Annotated in this window: 10 protein-coding genes, 1 pseudogene and 2 riboswitches; of the genes and pseudogenes, 3 read left to right on the forward strand and 8 right to left on the reverse strand. The window is 69.5% G+C overall.

All coding sequences use genetic code 11. From position 1 onward, the window contains the following. Positions 1-375: 375 nt before the first annotated feature. The 3 genes from ACWDS7_RS42025 to ACWDS7_RS42035 are packed head-to-tail and all read right to left on the reverse strand — an operon-like array spanning position 376 to position 3,250. The gene (locus ACWDS7_RS42025; protein WP_451933838.1) at positions 376-1,173 is read right to left on the reverse strand and encodes an ABC transporter ATP-binding protein; all 798 of its coding nucleotides are present in this window, start codon (positions 1,171-1,173) and stop codon (positions 376-378) included. 11 nt (positions 1,174-1,184) lie between these two features. Beyond that, complete coding sequence (locus ACWDS7_RS42030) at positions 1,185-2,267, reverse strand: FecCD family ABC transporter permease (RefSeq protein WP_451933829.1); 1,083 nt, start codon at positions 2,265-2,267, stop codon at positions 1,185-1,187. Further along, positions 2,264-3,250, reverse strand: a complete 987-nt coding sequence (locus tag ACWDS7_RS42035) for an ABC transporter substrate-binding protein (RefSeq protein WP_451933830.1) — start codon at positions 3,248-3,250, stop codon at positions 2,264-2,266. The genes ACWDS7_RS42030 and ACWDS7_RS42035 overlap by 4 nt, the downstream gene beginning before the upstream one ends. Positions 3,251-3,436: 186 nt before the next feature. Further along, positions 3,437-3,630: riboswitch (cobalamin riboswitch) on the reverse strand. Between the two features lie 130 nt (positions 3,631-3,760). Next, positions 3,761-3,978, forward strand: a riboswitch (cobalamin riboswitch). A gap of 118 nt (positions 3,979-4,096) precedes the next feature. Between ACWDS7_RS42035 and ACWDS7_RS42040 the strand changes: the two genes are divergently transcribed. Then, positions 4,097-5,176, forward strand: coding sequence for a hypothetical protein (locus ACWDS7_RS42040; RefSeq protein WP_451933831.1), 1,080 nt, complete (start codon positions 4,097-4,099; stop codon positions 5,174-5,176). Here ACWDS7_RS42040 and ACWDS7_RS42045 read toward each other — a convergent pair. From ACWDS7_RS42045 to ACWDS7_RS42065, 5 genes are all read right to left on the reverse strand, one after another. Next, positions 5,131-5,448 carry a hypothetical protein gene (locus ACWDS7_RS42045; RefSeq protein ID WP_451933832.1) on the reverse strand — a complete coding sequence of 106 codons (318 nt, stop codon included), beginning with the start codon at positions 5,446-5,448 and terminating at the stop codon, positions 5,131-5,133. The two genes, ACWDS7_RS42040 and ACWDS7_RS42045, sit on opposite strands and share 46 nt — an antisense overlap. A 361-nt stretch (positions 5,449-5,809) precedes the next feature. Then, entirely contained in the window at positions 5,810-6,493 is a 684-nt protein-coding gene (locus ACWDS7_RS42050; protein WP_451933833.1) for a hypothetical protein, read from the reverse strand. A 33-nt stretch (positions 6,494-6,526) separates the two neighbouring features. Beyond that, positions 6,527-6,877 carry a hypothetical protein gene (locus ACWDS7_RS42055; RefSeq protein WP_451933834.1) on the reverse strand — a complete coding sequence of 117 codons (351 nt, stop codon included), beginning with the start codon at positions 6,875-6,877 and terminating at the stop codon, positions 6,527-6,529. Positions 6,878-6,902: 25 nt separating this feature from the next. After that, positions 6,903-7,352, reverse strand: a complete 450-nt coding sequence (locus tag ACWDS7_RS42060) for a VOC family protein (RefSeq protein WP_451933835.1) — start codon at positions 7,350-7,352, stop codon at positions 6,903-6,905. 11 nt (positions 7,353-7,363) lie between these two features. Next, positions 7,364-8,608, reverse strand: a complete 1,245-nt coding sequence (locus ACWDS7_RS42065; RefSeq protein WP_451933836.1) for an FAD-dependent monooxygenase — start codon at positions 8,606-8,608, stop codon at positions 7,364-7,366. 169 nt (positions 8,609-8,777) lie between these two features. On the opposite strand from ACWDS7_RS42065, the gene ACWDS7_RS42070 reads away from it, so the two are divergent. Further along, a complete protein-coding gene (locus ACWDS7_RS42070) occupies positions 8,778-9,734 on the forward strand; it encodes a TetR/AcrR family transcriptional regulator C-terminal domain-containing protein (protein ID WP_451933837.1) in 957 nt (318 codons plus the stop codon). Positions 9,735-9,803: 69 nt separating this feature from the next. Then, positions 9,804-10,789: pseudogene (locus tag ACWDS7_RS42075) on the forward strand (IS5 family transposase). The last annotated feature ends 122 nt before the right edge of the window (positions 10,790-10,911 follow it).

The following is a 10,911-nucleotide window of genomic DNA, read 5'->3' on the forward strand; positions in this document are numbered from 1 at the left end:
CTGGCCGATGCGGCGGCCCGAGGTGCTGACGGCGGCTGAGTGCGGGGCTGTGGCCCACTGAGCGACCATGGCGGCCAACGCTCCGGACGATGCGGGGTCAGGAAGCCCCGTCGATCCACCGGCCCTCCTACGTTCTCCAGTGCCTTCACGGTACCCACCGGAGTCCACGGGGAGTCCAAAATGATGTGATCGTCGGTGCTGTCGGATCCGATGTCGATCGTGAAGAAGGAACCGAATTCCGCCCCCTTGCGCAAGGCGTTCAGAATCAACTTTGGAGGAGCCGGTCGAAGTGATTCCATAGCGCTGCTGCTCCATTCATAAAAATCGCACAGCGAAGAAGCCGGACGACGTTCCCGGCGAACTCGAAAAGAAAGGTCAGGTCATCGGATGGCTCCCTCCGGTGGTCAACGTCACATGGGGGATGCCGGTCCGCGGGTGTGCGGAGACCTCGGCGTCGACCCGGTAGACGTCCCTGAACAGCGCCGGTGTCAGCACCTCGTGTGGAGTCCCCAGCGCCACGACCTCGCCCGCGTGCATGACACAGATGCGGTCGCAGAACGCGGCAGCCAGGTTGAGATCGTGCAGCGCGATCACCGCGGTGACCCCGAGGCCGCGTACCAGGCGCAGCGCGTCGAGCTGGTGGCGCAGGTCCAGATGGTTGGTCGGCTCGTCCAGCACCATCGTCCCCGGCCGTTGCGCCAGTGCTCGGGCGATGAGCACCCGCTGCTTCTCCCCGCCCGACAGCCGGTCGAAGGGCGCGTACGCCAGATCGGCCACGTCCAGGCGTTCCAGGGCGTCGGCGATGATCGCCCGGTCGTCGGGGGCGTCCCCGTCGAAGGCGCGCTTGTGCGGGGTACGGCCCATGGCCACCACGTCGTAGACGCTCAGCTCGAAGTCGCCGCCGCTCTCCTGCAGCACCGCCGCCAGCCTGCGGGCCAGCCACCTGCCCGGCATCCGCCACACGTCGTGCCCGTCGAGGAGCACCTGACCGGAGGTGGGGCGCTGCGCCCGGTACAGGGTGCGCAGCAGGGTCGACTTCCCGGCGCCGTTAGGACCGGCCAGGCCGAGCACCTCACCGGAGGGCACCTCCAGCGTCACATCGCGCACGAGGTCCTTGCCGTCGATGCGCACCGAAACCTGCCGTACGGCCAGCGCGGCCGCCCGCTCCGTCATCGCCTCTTCCGTCACGACCGCCTCCGCATCAGCCACAGGAAGAACGGCCCGCCCACCAGCGCCGTGATGATCCCCACGGGGATCTCCTCGGGGGCGATCAGCGTCCGCGCGACCAGGTCGGCCACGATGAGGAACGCCGCCCCGAGCAGCGCCGTGGCCGGCAGCGCCCGCCGGTGGTCGGCCCCGACGAACAGCCGTACGACGTGAGGCATGATCAGCCCGACGAACCCGATGGCGCCGCTGACCGCGACGATGGCGCCGATCATCACGGCCACCAGCACGAACAGCGCCGCCCTGAACCGGTGCACGTCCAGCCCCAGGGAGGCAGCCGCCTCCTCCCCGGCCAGCAGCAGGTTCAGCGGGCGGGAGACGCCCAGCAGGACGACGGTGCCCACCAGCACGGCCGCCGCGGGCACCCACACCATCGTCCACGTCGTCCCCGCCAGGCCACCCAGCATCCAGCGCACAGCCGACTGCGTCTTGTGCGGGTCACTGGAGGTCACCAGCAGGAAGCTGGCGACCGCCGACAGCACCTCGGCCATCGCCACCCCGGCCAGCACCAGGCGCACCGTGGTCATCCGCCCGCCCGACCGGGCCAGGAAGTAGACCGCGACCAGCGCCGCCAGCGCCCCCGCGAACGCGGCGACCGGCAGCGAGAACGCCCCGAAGAAGGTCAGACCGAACACCACCACGGCCACCGCGCCGACGCTGGCCCCCGAGGAGACGCCCAGCAGCATCGGATCGGCCAGCGGGTTGCGCACCAGCGCCTGCAACGCCATCCCGCAGACCGACAACCCCGCGCCGATGACCCCGCACAGCAGCACACGCGGCAGCCGTACGTCCATGACGATGGTCTCCCGGACCGGAGCCCAGACCGGCTCGGCCAGCGCGGGATGGAGCCGGTGCAACAAGATGCCCCACACCTGCCCGGCGGGCAGGCTGATCGACCCGGCCGCGATCCCCGCCGTGGCCGCCCCGCCCAGCAACAGCGCGCACAACAGCAGCACCAGCGGGTACGGCAGGCCAGGGCGCCGCGCGAGAGGTGCGGTGGCTCGGGCGTCGGCGGTCCGGGAGACCTTGGTCAGCTCGCTCACTTGAACCGGCCGGCATGGATCTGCCGGGCCAGCGACTCCACCGCCGACGGCGCCCGGACCCCGAGCACGACCGACGACAGCGGCAGCACCGCGAACCGCTGCTCCTTGATCGCCGGCACGTCCGCGAGCGCCGGGTTCGACAGCAGGAACCTCTTCTTGTCGGCCACCGACTGGTCGCCGTAGTCGTAGATGACGATCCAGTCGGGCGCCCGCTCGGCGACCTGCTCGAACGACACGTCACCCCACGCCTTGTCCACGTCGGCGAACAGGTTCCGCGCGCCCGCCAGCGTGATGACGTCGTTGCCGACGCCCTTGCCGCCGGCGGTGAACGCGGTCTTGTCACCGCTGTCGTAGACGAACAGCTTGACCGGGCTCACCCCGGCGAGCTTCTCCTTGACCTGTGCCAGTGGCGCGCGCAGGCGGGTGATGAGGGAATCGGCCCGATCGCGCACACCGAAGATCGCGGCGACGTTGTGGATCTCCTGGTCCATCAGGTCCAGGGTCACCGGGCCGGTCGGGCAGTCCTCGATGTTGAGGTAGGTGTCGATCCCGGCCTTGCCCAGCGCGTCGCGGCTGCGGCCCTCCTTCTCGTCGAAGGTGCTGGAGAAGCCGCCGTAGACGAAGTCGGGCTCGGCAGCCAGCAGCGCCTCGTGAGAGGGGTACCCCTTGGCGAGCACCTTGATCCCGTTGTAGGCGGCCTGGTACTCGGGAAGGATCTTGTCATCGAGGTAGCCGGTGCCGATCATCGCCTGCTGCAGCCCCAGCGCCAGCATCACCTCGGTGGCGTGCTGGTTGAGCGAGACCGCCCGCCGCGGCGGGCGCTCGTACGTCGTCTTGACGCCGCAGTTGTCGATGGTGACCGGGAACCCCGCGACCGGTGCGGTGGACGCCGCGGCGGAGGCCTTGACCTCAGCGGGCGCGCCGCCGCAGCCGGCGAGGAGTACGGCGGAGAGCAGCAGGGACAAAGGGCGTCTGCCCGTCATGGATGGTTCCTCTCACGGAATCTGCACCATGGGGCGGTCCTGTCGGAAGGCGGCGGAAACCGGCCCGGGAGACGTCTCCGGGCACGCGTCGGCGCACCGGCCACGCGGCACCGCCGCGCGGCGCGCTGTTCATCGGCCCATCGGGCACGCCGACCCGCTCCTCTCCGGGGAGATCCGCCCCAGTTCTGTCGAGGAGGCGACCGCGTGAGTCTCCTGGCTCTCGGGTCGAGGCTCGTCCCCGCCTTCCCACCCCGGAGTGGGGCAGTGGCCGTATGGGGATCCGCTCGCCGATCACAGTGGCGGTACCGCGCCGGATTCACACCGGCTTCCTCGACCGCGCTCGCCTTTCCGTCATCATTACACGAAGCCATCAATTCACTGAATACCGGTGATGTGGTGAATCCCATTCGGAGCACCGCACGGTTCTTCTCAGCCGGTCAGCGCGACGGAGGCGCCCGTTCGACCGGCCTACCCTTACGACGGCGGTGTCCGCTCAGCGCACCGGCTGGCTAGAATCCCGCTGTGGATGGTTCGTCCGTGCCCGACCGGGTGCGGACGTCGTAAGAGGGAATCCGGTGGGAATCCGGGACTGCCCCGCAGCGGTGAGTGGGAACGACCGCCGTCATACGCACTGGGCCTGTGGCCTGGGAAGCGACGGTCAGTAGGTCACGCCTTGTTCAGGTGTGGTGCCCGCGAGTCCGAAGACCTGCCTTCCGCCCGTGCACCGACCGGTGCGCGGTGGTTCGCGGCCTCGTGGGAGGGCCTGGGACGCGCCCGCAGGACCTGCCTGCTGTGCGCTTCTTCCTCCTGCCCGGCCGCATCCTGGCAATAGCGAGGGAAGCTGCCATGACAACGACGACCCTCGGGTATCCGCGCATCGGCGCGCACCGAGAGCTCAAATTCGTCACCGAGGAGTACTGGGCCGGGCGCGTCGGCGAAGAGGAACTGCAGTCCACGGCCTCGACGCTGCGGCGGGCGGTGTGGACCGAGCTGCGGGACTCCGGCCTGGGGACGATCCCGTCGAACACCTTCTCCTTCTACGATCACGTGCTGGACACCAGCGTCATGGTCGACGCGGTCCCCGACCGGTACCGGGCGCTGTCCGGCCTGGAGCGGTATTTCGCGATGGCGCGCGGCACCGCAGACATCCCGGCGCTGGAGATGACCAAGTGGTTCGACACCAACTACCACTACATCGTCCCCGAGCTGTCCCTGGACGCCCGGTTCCGGCTCGCCGACGGCGCGCAGGCGAAGCCCGTGGCCGAGTACCTCGAGGCCAAGACCCTGGGGGTCGAGACCCGGCCGGTGCTGGTCGGCCCGCTGACCTACCTTCTGCTGGCCAAGGCCGCGCCGGGCTCGCCTGAGGGGTTCGTGCCGCTGGATCTGCTGGGCGCCCTGGTGGAGGTCTATGCCGAGCTGCTGGAGCGGCTCGCTGGAGCCGGCGCGCAGTGGGTGCAGCTGGACGAGCCGGCACTGGCCGGGGATCTCGGCGCGCGGGAGGTCGAAGCACTCGAGCGGGCCTACCGCCGCCTGGGCGGGCTGTCCAGCCGCCCGAAGATCCTGCTGGCCACCTACTTCGGCACCGTCGCGGCCGAGGCGTTGAAGGTGGTCGCCTCCACCGCGGTCGAGGCGATCGGGCTGGACTTCGTCACTCGCCCGGACACCCTGGAGGTGGCGGCCTCAGCGCGGAGGTCGCGGGTCTCCTACCGGGCCGCAGCCACCTCCGCCGTGGCTTCGGTCAGCCGCACCTCCAGGGCCGTGCTGTGCGTGCGTTCCTGCGCCAGCCGCTCCCCGGCGGCGACGGCCTCGGCCAGTGCGCGAGTCAGCTCGCCCTCGCGCGCCGCTAGGCGCTCGCCCTGCTCAGCAGCCGCTTGGCGCAGTCAGTCCGCCTCCGCGCGTAGCGTGTCGCGCTCGGCGCGGGCCTGATCTGCGTCCTTTTCCGTCGCGACGCGTGCCTCGGCGTGCTCGCGAACCTCGCGCAGCGCCTGACGTTCGGTGGCGGCCGCGGCGGCGCGCTGATCGGTAGCCTCGGTCCGCTCGTCGGCCCGCTCGGCGCTGCGCTCCAGCAGCCCGTCGCGCAGCTCGGTCAGCAACCGCAGCTGCGCGGCGCCGACGGCGATCCGTTCGCGCAGGGCCGGGGTGTGCTGAGCATCCAATTCGCGTAATCGGGCCTGCTGTGCGACCACGGCGGCTTCCACCTCTAGTCCTCCCGCCGCCGGCCTCTGGGTGTGAGCTGCACCAGGCCGTGGCGCACCAGCACCCGGTGCACCGTCGCCCGGGACGGCACCTGTCTGGAAGCAGCGAAGATGACAGTAGGACCTGCGTTTGACCTGGGCACTGTCAGTTAGATGGATATCGAAATACCCGCGTCTATGGCATCGAAGTTGACAGTATGGAGCCGAAGATCAACTGCCTTGCCCGTGCCCTCCGACAGGAGCGCGTACTTGCGGCCGGCGGACTTGGCGGTCGCGGGTTCGGCCGCGTGCGCCTGGGGGGTGTGGGAGAGGAAAAAGGTCAGGAGTAAGGCAAGGAGCACCGAGATAGAGCGGGCTTTCGTCCTCATCTACCATCCAGCGGTCGTGGTGGCGCCGACCCGGCGATCTTACGCCGGGGCCGCGGTCGCCGGATATGCCGTCCGAGGGCCGACAGCAGAACGACCTCCAGGCAGATGGTGATCAGCCCGATGACGGCACTGGTGGCTGAGGCGGGCATCATGAACGCCGTGTGGGAGGCGAGGATGCCTCCGATCAGCCAGAGGCGATGGCTGTCGGCCCAGTCGCCCGACCGCCGCCGGCGCAGGACCAGCCAGCCGAACGGGATCGCGGTCATCGCCCCGGCGAACAGTCGAAGTGGCGGCGACATCATGTCGCCGAACAGCAGGTCCGGTCCGAGACCGAGCGGCAGCAGCGTGGTCAGGAAGGCCATCGTCAGATACCCCGCGACGATGCCGACCACGACGGGCCGTGGGGCCCGCCGGTCGCTTCGGACCCCGTCCGGCGACCGGCGCCGGGGCAGCACGCGCAGGGCCGGCCAGGCCAGCAGCGCGATCATCAGCAGGTAGGCGACGGTCCATCCCCACGGGGTCTGATTGCCGGGGTCCTCGGTGGCCGAGATGACGACTCTCAGCCCGAGCACACCGGCTACGGCCAATGCGCCGGTGACGATGAACCCGCCGGTGCGCAGATAGCTCTGATCGCGCAGGCGCGGGAAGAGCAGGTTGGTGATCGCGACGGGCAGGAGCACGCTGAGCGCGACGTGGACGCCGCTCTGTGACTCCTAATAGGTCCAGTTGATGCCGAGGGCGCGCAGGCCCCAGTCGGCGGCGCCGTACATGTGCGGGCTGGTCAGGGCCTGCAGACCGGGTCCGTCCTCGGCTACCTGATAGGCCAGGCCGAGCACCACCAGGCTGGTCCATCCGCCGCCGGCCCGCGCGACCGCCTCGCGGACGAGCAGGACGCCGGCGCCGTACATCACCAGCAACAGCGGCAGGAGCAGCCAGGTGAACGGGACGGCGACCGCTGAGAACGTCGGCTGCGCGCAGAACGTCGTCAGCAGCGCCAAGGTCCACGCGGCACGCAGGCGGTCGCGGCCGGGCCGGGAGCGGCCCGGCCGGATGTCCGTGCGCATCGCTTGCTCTGCCCGTACGCGCTGATCACCGGTCATGGGCGTCGGCCAGTCCCTGAATGTCGATCTTGGTCATGGCGTGCAGGGCGGTGAGGACGCGTTCGGCGGCCTCCGGTTCGGCGCCTTGGAGGAGCTCCCGCAGGGCCGTGGGCATGACCTGCCAGGTCACCCCGAAACGATCGACCAGGGAGCCACCCGGCCCCTCTTCGCCGCCATCGGTGAGGCCCGCCCAGAGGGTGTCCACCTCCTCCTGGCCGTCGCACTCCACGTACATCGACAAGGCCCTGGTGAAGGGATACCGGGACCCACCGTTGTGAGCGATGTAACGCTGACCGGCCATTTGGAAGACGACGGTCATGACGCGACCGTCCGCGGTGCGCTCGATGTCGATGATCCCGGAATCGGCGAACAGTGCAGTGTAGGAGGTGGCCGCGGCTTCGGCTTGGCCGTCGAACCACAGGAAGGTGCTGACGCGCATGGTGCTCTCCTTCAGTGCTTGATGGACCGGTGGGGTGCCGGATCGGCGTAGTCGTCGAGCGCGACGGTGTCGGCCACCGACTCCAGACCTCGGCTGACCAGGCGTTTGGGCAGGTAGCGCACGAGTCGTACGGACTGGTTCCGCAGCCACATCTGTGCCCGCGTGTCCGGCATCAGGCCACCGTCGCCGGCGGTCCGGGCGAAGTGCTGGGCCCGGTCGACGAACTCGCGCATGCCCCTCTCGTACGCGGCATAGGCCACCCGCTGGTCGCCCCTGGCCTTGAACAGTTCACCGGCGAGCACGTAGGCGCCGACCAGGGCGAGGCTGGTGCCGATCCCGGACATGGGAGAGGCGCAGAAGGCGGAGTCCCCCACCAGCACGGTCCGGCGGGTCGACCAGGTGCCGACCTGCACCTGCTCGACCCGGTCGAAGTAGAAGTCGGACGCGTCCCAGATCTGCGGCAGGAAAGCGGGGACCTCCCATCCCGCGTGCTCGAAGGTGCGCGCGACGACTTGCTTCTGCGCGGCGACGTCTCGCCGGTCGAACTCGAGCCCGGGGGCACGGAAGAAGAACCCCGCGAGGGCCCTGCCCGGCTCGGTCAGCGGACGCAGGCCCGCTGTTCTGCCGGCACGGCCGTCACCACCGGGCATGGTGTACATGAGTTGCCAGCCGTCCAGATCCACCTCGGACGTGACGGAGAAGAGCGCGATGAAGGAGCCGAGGTCGCGGACGTAACGGTCCTCGGGGCCGAACGTCAGCCGGCGCACGCTGGAATGGACGCCGTCCGCGCCGACGAGCAGATCGAACCGCCTGGAGACCCCCTTCTCGAATGCCACTGTGATGCCGTCCTCGTCCTGCAGCACGTCGGTGATCGCGTCGTCGAAGACGTACTCGACGTCGTCGCGGATCGCCTCGTGGAGGATCCGGGCCAGGTCGGTGCGCAGGAGCGCCCACTCGGCGACCGGCCCGCCGGACGGCCCGAACACGTCGGTGCCCAGGCTCGCCACCCGCTTGCCGCTTTCGTCGATGAAGGCCATGCCGCGGGCTCCGATGCGAGCGTGGCGGATCTGCGGAACGAGGCCCATGCGTTCGATCACCTGCCGCGCGGTGCCCCGGATGTCGACGGCGTGACCGCCCGTGCGAGGCGCCGGCGCACGCTCCACCACCGTCGGCCGGAATCCGTACCGGCGTAGCCAGTACGCCAGAGCCGCCCCGGCGATGCCGCCCCCTGACACGAGGATGTCCCTGTTCTTCATTCGTCCTTCCCCCACGTTCGTGACTACGGCGTATCTTCGCCTTGTGCGTACACCGTATGGGCACGGTAAGGGCGTGGAAGCACGTTCGAGAGCAAAAGTGAACTAGTGCAAGCGACAAAGTGAACTAGTACGCTATACCTGCCATGTCCCCGTCGGACCGGAGGATCACGTGCCATCGACGCAGCGCCCGGAGCCGCCCTACCGGGCGATCGTCGCGGAGATCCGCTCCTGGATCGACGGCGGCGATCTCCGCCCCGGCGACCGAGTGCCGTCCATCCGGGCCATCGCGCAGCGGTGGGGCGTCGCGATCGCGACCGCGACCAAGGTGACGGCCGCTCTGCGCGAGGAGGGCCTCGTTGAGACGAAGGGCGGTTCGGGCACAGTGGTCAGCTCCCAGGCCGGCCGTCGGCCCGCTCGCCCGCAGCACCGCGACACCACGGCCGCGCGACAGGCCGAATCGGCCGACCAGGAGATGCTCCGGACGCGCATCCTCCGCGCCGCCGTTGACCTCGCTGACACCGAGGGGCTGCACGCGCTGTCGATGCGCCGGCTCGCGGCCAAGCTGGAGCTCGGGCCGATGTCCCTGTACCGGCATGTCACCGGGAAGGAGGAACTGCTGGTCCAGATGGCCGACATCGTGTTCGGCGACCTCGATCTGCCCGAGCGCGGACCGCAGGGGTGGCGCGCCAAGCTCGAACTAGTCGCCCGTCAGCAATGGCGGCTCTGTCGGCGGCACGTGTGGCTGCCCCATGTCGTCTCGTTCACCCGGCCCGTTCTGGCCCCCAACATGATGGCCCACACCGAGTGGACCCTGCGGGCGCTCGAGGAGCTCCATCTCCCCATGGACGTCCGGTTCCAGGAGACGCTCACCCTGCACGCGCTCGTCGTCACCGTCGGGCTGTCCAAGGCAGCCGAGGCCGAGGCCGAGCGGAACACGGGCATGACCTTGCAGCGCTGGTCGGAAGCCGAGCGCTCGCGCCGGCAGGAGCTCCTCGCCGACGGAAGATTCCCCCTCCTGGCGACGATCTCGGGCGATGCGGCGCCCGATCTGGACGTCTTGTTCGAGTACGGCCTGGCCCGCCATCTGGACGGATTCGCGGCCCTGGTCGGCGACCAGGGCTCCTAGGGCCTGTACGGGGTTGAGATCAGCGGGATTCGCCTGCGCGGTGGTCTGCGGTCCTGGTAGGCCATCGTCATGGCGCGTGGAGATCTCACTGACGAGGAATGGTCCTTGATCGATCCTCATCTGCCCTTGGGTGAGCGAGGCCCGATCCCGGACCTGCGACAGCAGTTCAACGCGGTGATGTGGCGGTTTCGTACCGGCAGTCCGTGGCGGGATCTGCCTGAGGAGTACGGCCCCTGGTCCATCGTCTACGACCGGTTTCGGTCGTGGGCCACGGCCGGGATCTTCGAGCAGCTGATGCAGGCGGTGATCGCCGAGGCCGCGGCCCGGGGGCAGGCCGACCTTGAGCTGGTCAGCGTGGACTCCACCACGGCCCGCGCCCACCACCACGCCGCCGGAATGATCTTGGACGGCGAGGTGGTCAAGGCACTGGAAGAGGCCGCCGAACAGGAAAAGGGGCTGCGTCAAAGGGGCAAAACCCCCAGGACGGCGAACCCGGCGAAGACCGGGACGGGGACGGACGCCGGCGGTTACGACTGCGGCGCCGAATACGGCTGAAGGTGGCCGGGCTGGGCCGCTCTCGGGGCGGGCCGACCAGCAAGGTCCGCCTGTCGACCGACCGGCGATGCCGTCCGCTGTCCTTCGTCCTGACCCCGGGCCAAGCCGGCGACAGCCCACAGTTTCGCGCCGTCCTGGCCCGGATCAAGGTCCGCCTGCCCGTCGGTCCTCCGCGCACCCGCCCGGCCGCGGTGGCCGCCGACAAGGCCTACTCCTCCCACGGCAACCGCCGCTATCTGCGCAGGCGCCGCATCAAGGCCGTCATCCCCGAAAAGACCGACCAGGCGGCCAACCGCAAGAACCGCGGCTCCCGTGGCGGCCGCCCGGTCAGCCATGATGCAGAGCTCTACAAGCAGCGCAACACGGCCGAACGGTGCATCAACCGGATCAAGGAGCGGCGCGCTCTGGCCTTCCGCTTCGACAAGAACCCCGAAAGCTACCTCGCGGGCCTTCATCTACGCGGAGCCATCTTATGGATCCGAAGCCTTCAACCCACCTGAAGATCCGAAGTCCATACAGGCCCTAGTTGTAATGACCACGGACGTTGAGAACGCAGGGCGACACGGTCTGTGGATCGTTGAAGAGTGAAGGGCCTGCGGGTTCGGTGTGGATTGCGATATCT

The sequence above is a fragment of the Streptosporangium sp. NPDC003464 genome (assembly GCF_053588315.1).

Coding starts and splice junctions, on each gene's coding strand:
- ACWDS7_RS42025 (WP_451933838.1), bottom strand. CDS start 1,173: ATGACGGAGCGGGCGGCCGCGCTGGCCGTACGGCAGGTTTCGGTGCGC.
- ACWDS7_RS42035 (WP_451933830.1), bottom strand. CDS start 3,250: ATGACGGGCAGACGCCCTTTGTCCCTGCTGCTCTCCGCCGTACTCCTC.
- ACWDS7_RS42040 (WP_451933831.1), top strand. CDS start 4,097: ATGACAACGACGACCCTCGGGTATCCGCGCATCGGCGCGCACCGAGAG.
- ACWDS7_RS42055 (WP_451933834.1), bottom strand. CDS start 6,877: ATGCGCACGGACATCCGGCCGGGCCGCTCCCGGCCCGGCCGCGACCGC.
- ACWDS7_RS42060 (WP_451933835.1), bottom strand. CDS start 7,352: ATGCGCGTCAGCACCTTCCTGTGGTTCGACGGCCAAGCCGAAGCCGCG.
- ACWDS7_RS42065 (WP_451933836.1), bottom strand. CDS start 8,608: ATGAAGAACAGGGACATCCTCGTGTCAGGGGGCGGCATCGCCGGGGCG.